General features: G+C 45.8%; 17 protein-coding genes. 12 read left to right on the forward strand and 5 right to left on the reverse strand.

Annotated elements, in window-relative coordinates; genetic code table 11:
* The 10 genes from NEV57_RS04165 to NEV57_RS04210 all read left to right on the forward strand — a co-directional run.
* The coding region (locus NEV57_RS04165) for an ASCH domain-containing protein (RefSeq protein ID WP_257657039.1) at nt 1-424 on the forward strand (424 nt) is incomplete at its 5' end.
* Nucleotides 425-740: 316 nt separating this feature from the next.
* A complete protein-coding gene (locus NEV57_RS04170) occupies nt 741-2,027 on the forward strand; it encodes a WD40 repeat domain-containing protein (RefSeq protein WP_257657040.1) in 1,287 nt (428 codons plus the stop codon).
* A 43-nt stretch (nt 2,028-2,070) separates the two neighbouring features.
* Entirely contained in the window at nt 2,071-3,372 is a 1,302-nt protein-coding gene (locus tag NEV57_RS04175; RefSeq protein WP_257657041.1) for a YncE family protein, read from the forward strand.
* Between the two features lie 264 nt (nt 3,373-3,636).
* A complete protein-coding gene (locus NEV57_RS04180; protein WP_257657042.1) occupies nt 3,637-4,509 on the forward strand; it encodes an alpha/beta fold hydrolase in 873 nt (290 codons plus the stop codon).
* 821 nt (nt 4,510-5,330) lie between these two features.
* Nucleotides 5,331-5,741, forward strand: coding sequence for an Rrf2 family transcriptional regulator (locus tag NEV57_RS04185; protein ID WP_257657043.1), 411 nt, complete (start codon nt 5,331-5,333; stop codon nt 5,739-5,741).
* Nucleotides 5,742-5,790: 49 nt separating this feature from the next.
* The gene (locus NEV57_RS04190) at nt 5,791-6,639 is read left to right on the forward strand and encodes an SDR family oxidoreductase (RefSeq protein ID WP_257657044.1); all 849 of its coding nucleotides are present in this window, start codon (nt 5,791-5,793) and stop codon (nt 6,637-6,639) included.
* Between the two features lie 519 nt (nt 6,640-7,158).
* Nucleotides 7,159-8,460: a DEAD/DEAH box helicase gene (locus tag NEV57_RS04195; protein ID WP_257657045.1), complete on the forward strand. Its 1,302-nt coding sequence runs from the start codon at nt 7,159-7,161 to the stop codon at nt 8,458-8,460.
* Between the two features lie 36 nt (nt 8,461-8,496).
* Nucleotides 8,497-8,706 carry a DUF1456 family protein gene (locus tag NEV57_RS04200; protein WP_257657046.1) on the forward strand — a complete coding sequence of 70 codons (210 nt, stop codon included), beginning with the start codon at nt 8,497-8,499 and terminating at the stop codon, nt 8,704-8,706.
* Nucleotides 8,707-8,846: 140 nt separating this feature from the next.
* Nucleotides 8,847-9,713, forward strand: a complete 867-nt coding sequence (locus tag NEV57_RS04205; RefSeq protein ID WP_257657047.1) for a metallophosphoesterase — start codon at nt 8,847-8,849, stop codon at nt 9,711-9,713.
* Between the two features lie 32 nt (nt 9,714-9,745).
* Nucleotides 9,746-10,243 (forward strand): RidA family protein, encoded by a 498-nt coding sequence (locus NEV57_RS04210; RefSeq protein WP_257657048.1) that lies wholly within the window; start codon nt 9,746-9,748, stop codon nt 10,241-10,243.
* Nucleotides 10,244-10,285: 42 nt separating this feature from the next.
* Here NEV57_RS04210 and NEV57_RS04215 read toward each other — a convergent pair whose 3' ends face one another.
* Nucleotides 10,286-10,897: a dihydrofolate reductase family protein gene (locus tag NEV57_RS04215; RefSeq protein WP_257657049.1), complete on the reverse strand. Its 612-nt coding sequence runs from the start codon at nt 10,895-10,897 to the stop codon at nt 10,286-10,288.
* Nucleotides 10,898-11,145: 248 nt separating this feature from the next.
* Between NEV57_RS04215 and NEV57_RS04220 the strand changes: the two genes are divergently transcribed.
* Together NEV57_RS04220 and NEV57_RS04225 are read left to right on the forward strand one after the other, a co-directional pair.
* Nucleotides 11,146-12,162 (forward strand): alkaline phosphatase, encoded by a 1,017-nt coding sequence (locus NEV57_RS04220; protein WP_257657050.1) that lies wholly within the window; start codon nt 11,146-11,148, stop codon nt 12,160-12,162.
* 83 nt (nt 12,163-12,245) lie between these two features.
* The gene (locus tag NEV57_RS04225; RefSeq protein ID WP_257657051.1) at nt 12,246-13,037 is read left to right on the forward strand and encodes a carbon-nitrogen hydrolase family protein; all 792 of its coding nucleotides are present in this window, start codon (nt 12,246-12,248) and stop codon (nt 13,035-13,037) included.
* 24 nt (nt 13,038-13,061) lie between these two features.
* Here NEV57_RS04225 and NEV57_RS15755 read toward each other — a convergent pair whose 3' ends face one another.
* From NEV57_RS15755 to NEV57_RS04240, 4 genes are all read right to left on the reverse strand, one after another.
* Nucleotides 13,062-13,352, reverse strand: a complete 291-nt coding sequence (locus tag NEV57_RS15755) for a type II toxin-antitoxin system RelE/ParE family toxin (RefSeq protein ID WP_372340057.1) — start codon at nt 13,350-13,352, stop codon at nt 13,062-13,064.
* Between the two features lie 43 nt (nt 13,353-13,395).
* On the reverse strand, nt 13,396-13,605 hold the full coding sequence (locus NEV57_RS04230) for a DUF2683 family protein (protein ID WP_257657052.1): 210 nt from the start codon (nt 13,603-13,605) through the stop codon (nt 13,396-13,398).
* Between the two features lie 738 nt (nt 13,606-14,343).
* Nucleotides 14,344-15,192 carry a DUF2911 domain-containing protein gene (locus NEV57_RS04235; RefSeq protein WP_257657053.1) on the reverse strand — a complete coding sequence of 283 codons (849 nt, stop codon included), beginning with the start codon at nt 15,190-15,192 and terminating at the stop codon, nt 14,344-14,346.
* Nucleotides 15,193-15,281: 89 nt separating this feature from the next.
* Entirely contained in the window at nt 15,282-16,529 is a 1,248-nt protein-coding gene (locus NEV57_RS04240; protein ID WP_257657054.1) for a glutamate-5-semialdehyde dehydrogenase, read from the reverse strand.
* Between the last annotated feature and the right edge of the window lie 9 nt (nt 16,530-16,538).

Here is a 16,538-nt window from a genome sequence, read left to right on the forward strand (position 1 = left end):
TTTCCAGGAAAACCATCCTGAATATGCGGACGTGAAGCCGCTAACTTATCATTACTGCGATAACAAAAAGGATGCTGACGAATGTGCAGACCTGGTTGTAAAGAAAATCAAGCAAGCAACTTCGCCTTCAGTCTGGTGGTTTGAAAAATATAACGAAGAATTTCCGAAAATTGGCGACCTGGCCATCATTACCAATTGGGACGGAGAGCCTAAAGCTATCGTCAAAACCATAAGAACCGAAATTGTAAAATTCAAGGATATTACCGCTGAATACGCCCGGATAGAAGGAGAAGGCGATAAAAGCTTAGCATACTGGAAAGAAACGCACTGGGCGTATTATACGAATGAAATGAAGGGGTTTGGCGAGCAGCCGACACTGGATATGGAAATTGTCTGTGAATATTTTGAAACGGTTTGGGTGTAGGTTTAATTTGCTATTTGTATAATTTAAACAGGCTTAGAACCAAGAAATCCGCTAGTAATTAGCCGACAAAGTGCTCCTTGAATTAAATTATGTTTTGCCCCTCCCCTCGCCATTTTTAGTGAATTGTTTCGAATAGATTGATTTTATCTTGGCGTCTTGGACATAAATAATTGACCAAACATAACCAATCCCGCAACAGGAAACATAACAACGCTTCGAAATTGAAAAACCAAATCGGTTTATCTCAAAAATAATTTTCTTTCTTTTAGATTGTATAATGGTTTATTATTTAAATTGCAGTCAACTTATAACCATTATGAAAAAAACCTTTACCGTATTCATCTTATTTGTCTTAATTATTTCATGTAAAAAAGGAGAAAAGGATCCAGTACCTGCCGAGAAAACTTACACAGATCAGATCATTTTGAATGATTTAGATATCCAGGGAGACACCGTTAAGCTATCATGGTCTAAATTAGATACCGCTTCCTTTATCAAATACGTAGTGGCAAGGAGAGATTTTGACGGAGCCGAGTTATATGCTATGGGCAATGAAATCCAATCAAAGGAAACAACCGAGGCAGTTGATGTAAATGTACCTTATAGCCCGGATGTGACTTACCAGATCCTTGGTTACCTTTCGGATGATTCGATCATATTCAGTAATGCCGTAAACTATCATAGACCTGATATTACGGCATTGGACTTAATACCTTTTGACGTTATTTATCATCCAGAGGACGATTTATTATATTTCTTTGAGCGCCCAGGCCGAATAAGTATATACGATCTAAAGGCGAAACAAGTGACCAAACAAATAGACACGGGTGGCAAGATTAGCTTTTCAGATTTTGAAGTATATCAAGGCAGAGAAGAATTATATGTACCGAGGGACGATGGATGGGTTTTTATATATGATGCGCGCACATTGGAAAAAGTGGATGAAATCAATATCGGAGCGACTTCATCTAGTGTAATTTCAAACAATAATATTCTTTTTATATCAAATATAAGCTGGATTGACAAAACCCTAAAAGTATATAACCGGGCAACAAAGCAAGTCATTTCGCAATCCGGTGGTGCTGAATCGGTCCGGTTCAAAAAAATACCACACAGCAGCACGAAGTTATTGGGGGCTAGATTAGGCTCCGGGCATCCGCATTATTATCAGTTTGATGCTAATGGCTCCATTGAAAACAACTTTTATGGTCAGTATAGTGATTATGGAATGAGTGCTAATATTTTTGAGGTTTTTCCCAATGGGGAGAAATATATTATGTCAAGCAATGGTGCCATCTTCAATATAGACCTAAGCTATGATAAAAGCTTACCACGCGGGAGTCTTCGGTTTATGGGCTTCGCCTTTAACCAGCAGGGAGATCTTATTTATGGCGCAACAACCACGAGAAGTATTGAGGTTTATTCGACACGGGATTTTGAACATATTAAAACGATCCCCACAAAAGCTTATCCTTTTAGAATTTTCGTAACCGACGATGCCGTGATCAGTGTAAGTCTTGCTTCACTTATCAACGGTGAAGTGGACCATTATTCTTTTTACGGGCTAGGCAATAAAGTAATCATGGAAGTATTGAATAAATAACTATAATTCTTGTTAAAAATATCAAAATCAACCAGTAATTCATATGAAAAAGTACGTTGCCATATTTATTTTATTGGGCTTAATTATTTCCTGCAAAAAAGGAGAAAAAGACCCAGCACCAGTAGAGACTTATACTGATAAGGTCGTTTTGAATAAGTTAGACATTCAGGGAAACACGGTTAAACTATCGTGGTCTAAATTGGACACCGACAAAGCTTATAAATATGAGGTGTTGAGACGGGATTTTGATGGTGCGGATTTCTATCCTATCGGTGAACAGATTCTTCTGCCTAAAGAAACGACAGAGACTGTCGATATGACTGTTCCTTACAGCCCGAATGTAAGCTACCAAGTCCGTGTTCGGCTTTCGAGTTCAACCATATCCAGTAATATCGTGAACTATCAAAGACCGGATATTACACTATTGGATTTAATACCTTTTGATGCTTTTTATCATCCCACTGATAAATCGTTGTATATATTCGAACGAGGTGGCCGGATAAGCATTTACGACCTAAACGCACAACAGCTGACCAAGCAAATAGATACCCGTAGTGTGATTGGCTTTCCAATTTTCGAAACTTATCAGGGCAGAGAAGAACTATATGTACCAAGGAACGACGGATGGGTTTTCGTTTATGACGCGAAAACATTGGAAAAAGTAGACCAAATCAGTACGGGAATTCCCTCAACTTCTGTCGTTTTGAACAACGATACCCTTTTCGTATCAACTGACGACTCAGGCCGCAAACACTTGAAATTATATAACCGAATAACGAAGCAGTTTATTTCCGAAGCCGCAGGTGACGGATTCGCGCGACTGAAAAAAATACCCGATAGCAACACAAAGCTATTGGCAATTACCTTAAACGTAAGTCCTGTACAGCTACATTACTATCAATTTGACAATCAGGAATTGATTGAGGGCAATGCGTACGATTTATATCATGAGAATTATGATATAGACGCCAGTATTTTCGAGTTTTTTCCGGATGGTAAAAAGTATATTTCTTCAAGCAACGGCGCTATATACAATATTGACCTGAGCCGCGATAAATACCTTCCGCGCGGGGATCTCCAATTTAGGGGTTTCGCCTTTAATCAACAAGGTGATCTTATTTACGGGGCATCAACCACGAAAAGCATTGAGGTTTATTCAGCACAGGGCCTTGAACATATTAAGTCCATACCTACAAAAGCTTATCCCTTTAAAATTTTCGTAACCGATGACGCCGTTATAAGCTTGGGCCTTGCATCTGTTTATAATGGTTATATAAATACTTTTGACTCTTATGGGCAATACGGCGACGTCAATAAGGTACTTATTGAAATACTGGATAAATAGGTAAATCGGATATGATGGGATATTATTCCAATCCTATGGAAACCATTGTAGCCGATGTCATTGAAAAGCCGTAATTAAAAAACATTCGGATGCATTGAATTCGAAAATAGGCTGATTGATTCTTCAAGCTATCTCAATATTACTACACTAAGACAAATCTAATCTTCTTTATTCATTGTATGACAATACACTGGAAAGCCACTTTTGAAACAATTGCCGCATTTTACCGGGTGGAGTCTGCGAGTTTTTTTTAAATTAGCTCGTATGTCAAGACAAATTTATAACAGGACAATAAAGATTAATGGAATTGATGTTTTTTACAGAGAGGCCGGAGATGTAAGGAACCCTTCTCTCCTGCTTTTGCATGGGTTTCCAACTTCATCAATAGCGTTCAAAAACTTGATGATTGCAATGTCCGATCAGTATCACCTTATTGCTCCGGATTATCCAGGATTTGGCTTCAGTGAGTTTCCGGTGCCCGCTGATTTTGAATATACCTTTGGGAATATTGCGGCGTTGATGAATGCGCTAACCGAGGAGATAAAATTGGATCGGTTTTTTATTTATCTCCATGATTACGGTTCGCCGATCGGGCTTCAGCTATGCGTAAATCACCCGGAAAAGATCGCCGGAATAATTGTACAGAGTGGCAATGCCTATCGTGAAGGAATGGGTCCGGAATGGGATGAGTATATTGACTACTGGTACCACCCGACTGCTGAAAAAAAGAAAAAGCTGACGCAGTTTCTAAGCGCTGAGGGTATAAAAAACCAATACTTCGGCGGGCTTCCCCCGGAAATATTGCTGCGGGTGAGTCCGGAGTTATGGATGCTGGATTGGGAACTCCTGAAAAGACCGGGTAATATTGAAAGGCAGTTTGAACTGAATTGTGATTTCAGGACGCACCTGGAGATGTTTCCGGTTTACCAGGAATTTTTCCGTAACCACCAACCGCCGGCCCTGGTTATTTGGGGAAAATATGAGATCTTTTTCTCGGTAGAGGAAGCGCATTGTTATAAGCGGGACCTGCCCAATGCGGAAATCCATATTTTAGACGGGGGGCACGATGTACTGGATACGCATTTTGATGAGGTATTGACGTTGATACGGAATTTCCTACAGCGAACGGACGCGTAGTACCGCTGCCAATGCTATTTTACAACGTTGTACCTGATATGTGTCACCACGCCTGTACCGCTTAAACTTTGACGCTTTTATCATCAGAAGAAAATTTTGATTAACTTTGTTAATACGGGAGATATAGTCATGGATAGGAATAAAAACAAGCAAAAAACAACGAGTATAAAGAGTACCCAACAAGCAGGTCTGTAGCGCAGTACTCCGATGCCGCCTTCTTCAAAAAGAAGGATGAGAAAGCTAAAAAGTTCCTAGATAAACATCCGATACCAAATACGTTCTGGGAACAATAGCAGACAGCATACGCTTCGATTGCTCCTAATCTTCGATGGCATTATATACGATTAATTTATAATACAACTCCTATACCCAAAGGCAGACCGCTAAACCTTTACTATAACAGGAATTTCAGCGTTTACTTTTAGTAGGGTATTGATAAACGTATCGTTATTATCTTATGGGCCAGTGCCGGGCGAAAAGCCTACCCCATAATTATGCCAGTGTTTACCACGCAGAGCACAAAGGAAAGCCCCGAAACAGGGAGAAAAAACAGCTACACCATTAACCTGATAAACTCAGAAAAAACCTACCATTGCTTTTGGTGCGTCGAGAAATAGAGGTGGCTGCGCGCGCGCTGCCGTTCCTCGGAGCATGCCATGAGTTGTAACATATCCATGTTATAATCAAATAGCAGCAGCCGGCTCATCCCAGTAGGCACCAAAAGCGTGTTATTGTTCAGCAGGGAGAATACGTCATCGTTACAAATTAAACTGTAATACTATTCATTACAGTTGTAGTTTATTTCTACCTTTGTTGCCCATATGAACAATACACGGTTTGCAACACTTATCCATATTCTGACCATCTTGGCCAAGAGCCCTGGTGAATGGCTGAGCTCGGACTGGATTGCAGGTAGTATTCAGATCAACCCAGTCATTGTCCGCAAAGAACTGGGTGCACTACAGGAACAGGGGTGGGTAACCAGCCGAAAGGGAAAAGAAGGCGGTTCTATGTTGCTTGTTTCGAGCGATGAAATCACCTTGGCAGACATCTATAAGACCGTAAAAAACTCAAATGTGCTGGGGAAGAAGAACCTCTCCCCTAGCCCCAAATGCCCCATCGGAAAGAACATCAACAAGGAGCTGGAAGAACTGTTTGACGAAACGGATGAAATCGTATTTGTCGCGCTCCAGCGCCGTACCTTGGCGGGTTTTGTAGATCAGTTCAACTAAAAAAATTTAAACACTACTGTAATAAGTTTTGTTACATAAATAGATTATTATGAAGATAGGGATCACTGGAGCTACCGGACAACTAGGTCGTTTGGTAGTAGAAAAACTAAAACAACGGGTAAATTCAGAAACGCTTGTGGCACTGGTCCGCTCTCCCGATAAGGCTGCCGACCTTGGGATCGAAGCAAAAGCATTCGATTACACCAAACCAGAAACCCTGGCAGCTGCCCTACGAGGGATTGATTACCTATTGCTGATTTCGGGAAGCGAGGTTGGTCAGCGTAAGGAACAACACCAAAACGTCATCAATGCTGCCCGCGAAGCTGACATCAAATGGATCGTATACACAAGCCTGCTCCATGCGGATACCTCTTCATTGAGCTTGGCTGCAGAGCACGTAGCAACGGAAGAACTGCTAAAGGCATCTGGCATACCGTACACCCTGTTAAGAAACGGATGGTATACAGAAAACTACACAGCTTCGATACCGGGTGCTCTGGGAGCCGGTGCATTTGTAGGCAGTGCGGGTGATGGTAAGATCTCCTCGGCCACCCGCGAAGACTATGCCGAAGCAGCGGCCGTGGTATTAACCACCGAAGGGCATGCGGGCAACGTGTATGAGTTGGCGGGCGATGTAGCCTATACGCTCAACGATCTCGCGGCGGAGGTATCCAGCCAAACCGGAAAAGACATCCCGTACAACAACCTATCCGAAGCAGAATATGCCGGGGTATTGAGATCATTAGGTTTACCAGAAGGACTTGCCCAGGCAATTGCCGGTTGGGATATTGGGGCTTCAAAAGATGACCTGTTGGATGATACTCGTGTGCTTTCCAAATTGATCGGCCGCCCAACTACACGTTTGGCTGATACCGTTAAGAATGCATTGAATTCGTAAAACAATCGAGTGTCCTCTCACCGCCCTGCATACCGTTCGGTACAGGGCGGTTCCTTAAGTTTTGAACCTAGCCTTTTGGTAATAACCCGAAAGGGTTAAATGTTGCTAAATGAAGAAAAACTCGTGCATAATATTTTTACTTCCCCTTATCATTTCTATTTTGACAATAGCGTGATTTAGCGTAGCATCTACATTAGATGCACATTAACCAGTTATGTAGTATCAGGCACAACTGCACCAAGATTTTCTTCAACCGCTGAAAAACTTTTGTCTTTATGATTTCTTCAATTACTCCTGAAAATTCAAGTTCTCAGTATATTTTATCTACGTATTTCATTTCCTTTAGCTCCTTGTCCTGCTTTTCCCCGATCTTAAATCCGACGCGATCCCTATCTCCTATCTGGCAATAATGCCGGTGAGGCAATGAAATAGCTCAAAACGCGACGGTGAACGAAAGAACGATAAAGGTATGAATTTGCTGGTTTTTAGCATTATCTTTGACACCCAACCACCATGCAGATGTTAAAGCAAGCACTCCGTAATCTAAAAATAAATGCACTTAACGAAATGCAGCAGGCTGCCATCCATGCCGCCGACAAGGAAAATCTCATCTTGCTTTCGCCCACAGGTTCGGGAAAGACGTTGGGCTTTTTGCTCCCGCTGCTTTCTTCATTAAACGCCGATATACCTACTGTCCAGGCAATGATTATTGTGCCTTCGCGGGAGCTTGCCCTGCAGATTGAGCAGGTTTTCCGAACCATGGGCAGTGGATTTAAAGTGAATTGCTTTTATGGCGGCCATCCTGTTCCGGTTGAAATCAATAACCTGTCGCAACCACCGGCTGTATTAATCGGCACACCCGGCCGGTTGGCCCACCACTTGCGCCGCAAGACGTTTGATACGGCTACGGTGAGCACCTTGGTGCTTGATGAGTTTGACAAAGCATTGGAATTTGGTTTTCAGGAAGATATGGCCTATATCATCAGGCAATTGCCCAATCTCAAAAAACGCGTGCTTACCTCGGCTTCGCCGATGGATGACATCCCGCCGTTTACCGGCATCACGAAGCCGACGACGCTGAATTACCTGGCGCACCAAGCTTCGGCCCCCAATCTGACACAAAAGGTGGTCATCACTGAAGCTGCCGATAAGTTGGATACGCTGTTTGCGCTGATCTGTAAGGTTAGTACGGCGCCGACATTGGTATTCTGCAATCACCGCGAAGCGGTGGAGCGCATCAGCGGCCTCCTGTGGGACAGGCGGCTGGTGCACGGTATCTTCCATGGCGGAATGGAACAGGACGACCGGGAGCGCACCTTGCTTAAGTTCCGTAATGGCAGCCACCGGATATTGGTTACCACCGATCTGGCGTCGCGCGGCTTGGACATTCCCGAAATCGAGCATATAATCCATTACCAGCTACCGCATAACGAGGATGCGTTTCTGCACCGCAACGGACGTACGGCGAGGATGCACGCTACGGGCACATCGTACCTGCTCCTTACCCCGGATGAGAACCCCGGCTATTTAACCGAATTCCCCGAAAAAGAAGCGATACCGGAAAATCCTGCTTTACCCCCGCCAACTAACTGGGCAACGCTTTACATTGCCGCGGGGAAAAAAGAAAAAATAAACAAGGTAGACATCGTGGGGTTATTGCTAAAAAAAGGCCAATTGGCAAAAGAAGACCTGGGGCTCATCGAGGTATTGGACAGCTCGGCCTATGCAGCGGTAAACCGGGGTCAGATTGAGCGCGTAGCACAATTGGTGAGAAACGAAAAAATCAAAGGCAAAAAAATCAAAATAGAAATTTCACGATAACGGCATTGAATTTATACCATGAGCAACAATGACATCATGAAAAAACTCCGGGTGGCTTTAAAGTTCACGGACGACGACATCATCGAAGTATTGGCGCTGGCGAATTTCAGGGTAACGAAAACCGAGCTCGGTGCGATATTCCGGAAAGAAGACCATCCAAATTTCAAACCATGCGGCGATCAGTTGCTCCGCAATTTCTTAAACGGACTGATTATTTACAAGCGTGGCCCCAAACCCCGCAAGTAAGTCCGCCAACCTTGCACCCCCTGAAGTTGTCTTTGCCGCGGCCATACAGGCTCCGGTTATCGTAGGGATTGCATCGGGCGTTTTTGGCAGCTTTGATAGGGAAATAACGGAAGGAACAATTAAAAAAACAAAATATCAACATGAAAAAAAGAGCAGTTTATTGGTTGGTAGCTGTATTTGCCGTAAGCGTGTTAAGTGGCTGTGCCGCACCTGAGGATAAGACAGTTTCGATTATTCAACTGACCGATCCGCAGCTCAATTTTTATTCCACTCCTGAATCGTTTGAAAAGGATGTGACGACTTTCACCAGGGCCATAGCGGCGGCCAACCGGCTCAATCCGGACTTCGTGATTGTTACCGGCGATTTGGTGAACACCCCATTTGATGCGGAACAGATTAAGGAATACAACCGGATTGGCGGTCTTTTAAAACCGACCATTCCGCTATACAACCTGCCGGGAAACCACGATGTGGGCAATGCACCCACGGCGGAGGACATCAGCGCCTATAACGAGGCCTTTGGTGCGGATTACTACACGATTGAGCAGGACGGTCTTTTTGCAGTGGTGTTAAATTCGCTGTACCTGCACCATCCGGAGCATGTAATGGATAAGGCGCGTGACCAAGAAACCTGGCTGGAAGCCAAATTAGCGGAGGCACAGCAGAAAAAAGATAAAAATGTGGTGGTGTTCCTGCATCACTCGTTGTTCTTAAACCGGTCGGATGAGGCAGATGAATACTTTAATATTCCTACGGAAACACGGATGCGCTACCTTGAGTTATTCAAGAAATACGGGGTAAGCCACGTCTTTTCGGGCCATTATCACCGGAATGCGTTTGGGACGTACGACGGCATGGAAATGGTTACCTCCGGTCCGGTTGGCCAGCCGTTGGGTGACGATCCGTCGGGCCTGCGCATCATCAATATTAGCGGGGGAAACATCCGGCATCAGTATTTTCCGTTGGATTCCCTGCCGGAGGATATTCATTTAGCGGAGACTAATTAATTACACGCGTAAACAATTAACCAATTAAATAAATGAAACGTAGAGAAATCCTGAAAAGTCTGACCGTGCTTCCCTTAGCCGGTGCGGCGGCGATAGCGCCCGGAAAGGCAGCGGAGGCCCCAACAAAAAAAGAATGGACCCCCAAAAAAGAAGCGATACCATTGCCGGGCTCATCAACTTCCTCTCCACTGTCTTCATGTATCCGATCGGGCAACTTGCTGTTTATCTCGGGTATCGGAGGCTGGTATGAGGCACAGCGGAAAGAGCCAGGTGATATCCAGGTTCAAATTAAAAGTGCGCTCGAGCGCATGAGGGAACTGCTTGAAAATGCGGGGTCATCTATGGCCAATGTACTGAAGGTACACATGACACTGGCCGATGCCAATAAGAATATTGGTCCGCTCAACGAGGTATATGGCGATTTTTTCCCGGATCCGAAGCCGGCACGCTCTTATAGTGCGGCAGGGGCAGATCAGATGGGCCGCCTCGGGGTGCTGGTGCAGATTGATTGCATAGCGTATGTGGATTAGCACCGCGGCAGTGTGGCGAGCTGCGGCTGGTTAATGCCAATGCTATTTTACAACGTTATACCTGATATGCGTCACCACGCCTGTTCCGCTTACCTCAACCGGCTCAAGCTTGAGATTCGGTACGCCTTCAAAAAGCCTTGAGCCGGCGCCAATGGTAACGGGTACCAGGTGCAGCCATAATTCGTCTATGAGACCAGCCGCCAGATATTGATTGACGGTATTTGCACCGCCCATGATCTTCACGTTTCGACCTCCGGCCGTTTCCTTCGCCTGGTTCAGTGCGGCTTCGATACCGTCTGTAACAAAATGAAATACCGTTCCGCCTTCCATTGTTATGGGTGGGCGTTCGTTATGGGTGAGCACAAAAACCGGGGCATGGTACGGCGGATTGTTGCCCCACCACCCTTTCCATGCTGATGTACTTCTCCTATCCTTAGGCCCAAACATATTGCTGCCCATGATAAATGCGCCTGCATCAAGAATAGCGGCTATCTCTTTTTTATGCTGATGCTTTTCAGGTTCGGAAAACATCCAGCGATCCAGCAGGTCCGCATCAAACCGATCGCCAAATGGCCTTTCAAAACTTTGATTGTGCCCCGCAGCAAAGCCATCAAGGGAAACGGTTAATCCGCTTGTTACTTTTGGTTTTTCCATGATTAGACATTTTTATTAATGTTTCTTTCAAAGCTAAACAATCTTGTTGATTGTGCTGCCTGCGGCGGGCCGGCTTAATCGTTACCTACCGGATGCGGCCGGAAGATTAATCATTGACGAATTGCCTATAATTGGTTAGCTTTGGGTAAGGTTAACCATAATATTTATTTCCTATCAGCATGAATAAGCAAGTAATTGGTGTGATGATAATCTTGTCATCGTGTTTCGGTATGTCGTTTGGCCAACAAATGAAACAAAAAGTGAAAAAGGCCAAAAATGTCATCGTTATGATTGGCGATGGCATGAGCGCGGTGCAGATATATGCGGGTTTGACCGCCAGCAAGGTGCCGTTGAACCTGGAACAATTCAGTTATATTGGGTTTTCAAAAACGAACTCCACCAGTTACGTTACTGATTCGGGCGCCGGTGCCACGGCAATTTCAACCGGCCACAAAACCAACAATGGTGCAATAGGTGTCGATTCGCTGGATAATCCGGTGCCGACGATCCTCGAGATTGCGGAAGCGCATGGGCTGACAACGGGCCTGGTAGCAACGACATCCATTACTGATGCGACGCCGGCTTCGTTTGTGGCTCACCAACCGAAGCGGAGCATGCAGCAGGAGATTGCGGCTGATTTCCTGAAATCGGGCGTTGATGTTTTCATCGGTGCGGGCATGACTGATTTTACCGACCGGACTGACGGGAGAAACCTGGTTGATGAGCTACGGCAAAACGGGTACCTGGTTGCTACTGACATGGAAGAAATTATCGGTGTTAATGCCGGGAAATTAGCGGGGTTTTTGCCTGAACGGTCGGTGAAGGAGCGCGGTGACCAGCTTGCGCGAACGGCAATGACTGCGATCAATATCGTTAATCGGAATAAAGATGGGTTTTTCCTGCTGATTGAAGGGTCAAAAATAGACGACGGCGGCCACGCTAATGATGTGGGTGTGGTGATTGATGAAATGATTGATTTCGACCAGACCATCGGGAAGGTGCTGGAATTTGCCCGGAAAGATAAACACACCCTGATTGTGATTACGGGCGACCATGAAACCGGCGGACTTACGTTAACAGACGGTGATCTGGCCACGGGCAGGGTTAAAGCGGAATTCTCCACGGAGGATCACACGGCCGTGATGGTGCCGGTGTTTGCCTATGGCCCCGGCGCGGAGGCGTTTACGGGGATTTACCATAATAACACCATCTTTGATAAACTGCTCGCAGCCTTCGGATTCCGCCATCAGAATGAAAAGCAATAATGGGACATATACGTAATAGTTGGTTTCAACCTTTCGGAATTTAATTGCATATATGCCGCGGACTCTTATTTATAACTAAAAAAATGAAAATAGCACTGGCAACCCCTCCTCTTCCCACATCACTGGCACATGGGCTGCTGTTATTAGACCAGTTGGTTTCGGACGCCGCGTTACAGCGGGCGGAAATGGTGTGCTTTCCGGAGTCTTTTTTGCCGGGATATATAGGTATGGGGTATCCGCCCGAAGACCGTACGGAACAGGCTTTACGGGATGCGTTAGCCCGTGCGGCCGACATCGCCAGGAAACACCGGATTGCCGTGATTTTGCCGATGGACGGTTTTATCGGGGGTCAAATCCATAACCTGGTGTATGTGCTGTCAGCTGAGGGTGAGGTATTGGGATACCAAACGAAAAACCAATTGGACCCGAGTGAGGATGGGTTTTGGACAGCAGGTGAAAAACGGCAGCTGTTTGAAATAAATGGACTGAAATTCGGGATTACCATTTGCCACGAAGGCTTCCGTTATCCGGAATCTGTGCGTTGGTGTGCGTACAATGGGGCGCATTTGGTGTTTCATCCGCATTTTGCGGGAAGTAATGACCATGGGCAAGCCTGCAAAACGTTTGGGGCGTTTGAAAACCCGTATTATGAAAAGGCGATGATGATGCGGGCGCTGGAAAATACGATCTATTTTGCCAGTGTAAATTATGCTTCGAAATACCAGGAATCGGCGTCGGCGGTTATTGCCCCGGATGGTTCCTGCATCGGGTACCAGCCATATGGCGAGCCTGGTGTTCTGGTTGTGGATATTGACCCGGAGAAAGCCTCAGGAAGGCTGGCGAAGCGGTTTAAACCTCAGTTATTGCAGTATTGATCAATAAACATCCGCTATCGGATATCAAGTAAACATCGGCTCCTGCCGATTATCCCAGAAACAAATGATAGTGACGGTTTGGTCGTTTACCTTGTACAGCAGGGAACAGTTTTTATGGATGATACATTTCCGGACCCGGGTTTCTTTAACAATAACGGGGTATAAGAACGGAGTGATGCTTAAGGTGGTTAATGCTTTGGAAATCCGATCTTCAAATTTTTGTACAAAGTGGATTCCCCAACGCTGCTGTAGTTGTAAAGATAATGCATCATAAGTATCTTCCGCCTCGGGAGTAAATCTGAGGGTATAAGACATTAATTAGTGTAGATTTAGTTTAGGTTGCTCGTATTTTGGCTAGTTAACGTTTCAGAAAATGCTTCTCCTTAAACGTTTCTAATCCAATAGTTTTTCCTTCAGAAGCCTGCTCCAGCCCTTTGTTAATACTTTCTGTTACATGATCTGGCAAGCTACTGGATTGTGATTCAAAAGGCACCTTTAACGCTTTAAGCATCGATTTAACGGTTTTGAGCTGTTCAGCATTTTCAGGATGTATTGTAATTGCTTCCATTTTTCAACTGCTACAATACAAAACTAATAAAAATTAACACAGGTATCCTAATCTGCTCCTTGATTTCTGTTTGATAAACAGCCTACTAAACGTATTTATCCATGTATGGGACCGGCCGCAGACCGTTTTCTTGCAGTTAGCCGGCACACAATATTGGTTTAACGCTTGGGTGACTGATATAGCATCTAATGTACTCAAATATTGAATAGCGCCGTATTAGGTGCCTTGCGAGAAATTCTTTGGGCAGACCGGGTTATTTCTACCTGCTATCCTTGCATTTCAGACAGCTGAAGGAGTTTTTCTACATGACTTACCATGGAGTCACCGGGCTGTCTGTGTTGAAAGTCAATAGTATTTTTGGTATACTGGTTGTACTGATTTCATTGGCTTTTGTGCTGTTCCTAAAGTCGCAGCAATAAAAGTATCTTTGAAAAGCTGCATCTTCCCACGGTGTGAAACTGATCGCAGGAAGATGCCGTAATTTTGATATTAGATGTATCCTTACCACAATAAAATAAAGCAGCGGATAAAAAACGGGGAGCTGGTAAAGTTTGAGTTTGTTGAAAAATACAAAAACATCAGCCCTTGTTTGCTCCTCTATTTCAGTACGGAGCCTTACATAAGGCCGATAAGGGCCCATCGGTTCGAAGCGTATGACTTATTGCTGAAGACGGTGAAAAACGTATCCGGCAAATAGCCCGAGCCCGTACAAGCCTGTTAAATTATTTACACTCCCCCCTATTGCTGCGCTTCGGCAATTACCTGACCATTCAGCTTTACGTATTCCGGATTGTTCTGCTGTTTGGCAATCTCGATACCCTGTGTTGCGGTTGCAACGGCACCAGCTTTATCGCCTGCCTTGATTTGGATCCGTGCCTTCCAATACTTAATATAGGGAACGGGTGCTGACGCTTTATCGGCTTCATTTACCCATTCAAGCGCCTTTTGAATATCTTTATTATTGGTATAGTAATATTGGGCCGCCAGGAAAAATGGTTTTGTTTCTCCCTTCATGGCCTGGTCTATTGAAGCCATTATCTCGGCATCCTGATCGACTGTCAGATCAAAACTGATTTTTATTTTTTCCCACGCGATATCCAGCTTTGCACTTTGGGGCTGCACATCGGAAAAGGATATCGTAAATGTTTCGGTGGCTTTATCCAGCTGCTCGGGCTTTACCTCAAAGCGGAATAGGTCTTCGCCTTGGTTATACGCATATGCGCCCCATTGTTGACTGTTTTTACTGAAGATGATGGTCCAGCGATCTTCCCCTGGTATTGTCAGTAATCCGTAGGTCCCGGCATCCACCTGACTGCCGGCTACCGTGACGGGGGTATCAAACGTAATGCTTGGAATGCCGTTAGCGCCGGTGCGCCACACTTCACCGTATGGTGCCAGATCCGTAAATACAGCTCTGCCGTTGGTATTCGGGCGGCTGTACGTAAGCGTTATGGTACTGATGCCCAAGCTCTGGATCACCGTCTGGGAACTGCTGGCCGGTGGTAATTTCAGCTGCGCCGCTACGGGCTGCCCGCCTACGGTGACTGCAACGGCAATCATTGCCGCGATAATTAGTGGTTTTTTCATAGGTCCGAAGCTAACGAATATCGTTAAGCAACCAGCCACGCTACGGAAAAATTACAATACGGGTATTGTAATGGTCAGCGGCCTCAGTTTTATCGTATCTGGCCGTCGCCCCGCACCACCCATTTTTCGGTAACGAGCTTCTCCAACGCAAACGGACCGCGGGCGTGGAGCTTCTGGGTGGAAATGCCGATTTCGGCTCCCAGGCCAAACTCACCACCGTCGGTAAAGCGGGTAGAGGCGTTGGCGTATACCGCGGCGGCATCCACCGCGTGCAAAAACGTATCGATATGTGCCTGATCGGTAGAAACAATGCATTCGGAATGCTTGGAGGAATATGCTGCAATGTGATCGAGCGCTTCTTCCAGGCCCCCAACAACTTTGACGGAACACTTCAGATCCAGGAACTCCCGGCCGAAATCAGCTGCCGTGGCATGCTGCAGGTGGGGATATCCCACTTCCTCGAGCTGTTGGAAGGCCTGTGGATCGGCATAGACCTCCACCTGATGTTCGGCAAGATAAGGAGCCAGTTTGGCAAGTAAAGGGCCGGCAACCTGTTGGTCTACTAATACGGTATCCAGCGCATTGCAGACCGACGGACGCGATATCTTTGCGTTGGCAACGATACGGGCGGCTTTATCGAGGTCAGCGGTTTCATCCACATAGGTATGGCATACGCCGGCGCCGGTTTCGATGACCGGTACTTTGGCGTGTTCCCTGACAAAATCGATAAGTGCCTGCGATCCGCGGGGAATCAGAATATCTACATAGTCCTTGGCCGCGAGCAGCTCACCCATCAGCTCACGGGCGGTAGGCAGCAGTTGCACGATGTCGGGGTTGATGCCCGCTGCTTCGACAGCCTGCCGGATCAATGAAACGAGGTAACTGTTGGTAAACCAGGCGTCCGACCCGCCACGCAACAGGCAGACATTGCCCGACTGGATGCATAACGCAACCACATCGACGGTTACGTTGGGCCGCGACTCATAAATAACACCGACCACACCGAGCGCTACTGACCGCTTTTCGATTTGCAGGCCGTTTTCAAGGGTTTTCTGGAGTAACACCTTATCGGTGGGATCTTCCAGATTGGCCACGTCGATCACGCTGTCGGCCAATGCCTGGATGCGTTCGCGGGTGAGCTTCAGCCGGTCATATTTGGCGTCCTGCGGATCCATACGATCCAGGTCCTTTTTATTTTCGGTGATTATGGCATCCTGATGGTCGACCAATAGTGCGGAAATAGCTTGCAGAAGCTGCTTTTTCTGGGGCAACGTCAGCATGTTCATCGCTTTCTTCGCCTGGCGTGCCTGTACCAACTGTTGTTTTATGCTATTCATCGGTTGTTG

The sequence above is a fragment of the Parapedobacter lycopersici genome, from assembly GCF_024643285.1.
Classification (GTDB): domain Bacteria; phylum Bacteroidota; class Bacteroidia; order Sphingobacteriales; family Sphingobacteriaceae; genus Parapedobacter; species Parapedobacter lycopersici.

Bases quoted from the DNA above. Each gene is read 5' to 3' on its own strand.
- NEV57_RS04220 (WP_257657050.1), top strand. From the start codon at position 11,146: ATGAAACAAAAAGTGAAAAAGGCCAAAAATGTCATCGTTATGATTGGC.
- NEV57_RS04225 (WP_257657051.1), top strand. From the start codon at position 12,246: ATGAAAATAGCACTGGCAACCCCTCCTCTTCCCACATCACTGGCACAT.
- NEV57_RS04195 (WP_257657045.1), top strand. From the start codon at position 7,159: ATGTTAAAGCAAGCACTCCGTAATCTAAAAATAAATGCACTTAACGAA.
- NEV57_RS04240 (WP_257657054.1), bottom strand. From the start codon at position 16,529: ATGAATAGCATAAAACAACAGTTGGTACAGGCACGCCAGGCGAAGAAA.
- NEV57_RS04190 (WP_257657044.1), top strand. From the start codon at position 5,791: ATGAAGATAGGGATCACTGGAGCTACCGGACAACTAGGTCGTTTGGTA.
- NEV57_RS04210 (WP_257657048.1), top strand. From the start codon at position 9,746: ATGAAACGTAGAGAAATCCTGAAAAGTCTGACCGTGCTTCCCTTAGCC.
- NEV57_RS04185 (WP_257657043.1), top strand. From the start codon at position 5,331: ATGAACAATACACGGTTTGCAACACTTATCCATATTCTGACCATCTTG.
- NEV57_RS04230 (WP_257657052.1), bottom strand. From the start codon at position 13,605: ATGGAAGCAATTACAATACATCCTGAAAATGCTGAACAGCTCAAAACC.
- NEV57_RS04175 (WP_257657041.1), top strand. From the start codon at position 2,071: ATGAAAAAGTACGTTGCCATATTTATTTTATTGGGCTTAATTATTTCC.
- NEV57_RS04215 (WP_257657049.1), bottom strand. From the start codon at position 10,897: ATGGAAAAACCAAAAGTAACAAGCGGATTAACCGTTTCCCTTGATGGC.
- NEV57_RS04200 (WP_257657046.1), top strand. From the start codon at position 8,497: ATGAAAAAACTCCGGGTGGCTTTAAAGTTCACGGACGACGACATCATC.
- NEV57_RS04170 (WP_257657040.1), top strand. From the start codon at position 741: ATGAAAAAAACCTTTACCGTATTCATCTTATTTGTCTTAATTATTTCA.
- NEV57_RS04180 (WP_257657042.1), top strand. From the start codon at position 3,637: ATGTCAAGACAAATTTATAACAGGACAATAAAGATTAATGGAATTGAT.
- NEV57_RS04235 (WP_257657053.1), bottom strand. From the start codon at position 15,192: ATGAAAAAACCACTAATTATCGCGGCAATGATTGCCGTTGCAGTCACC.
- NEV57_RS15755 (WP_372340057.1), bottom strand. From the start codon at position 13,352: ATGTCTTATACCCTCAGATTTACTCCCGAGGCGGAAGATACTTATGAT.
- NEV57_RS04205 (WP_257657047.1), top strand. From the start codon at position 8,847: ATGAAAAAAAGAGCAGTTTATTGGTTGGTAGCTGTATTTGCCGTAAGC.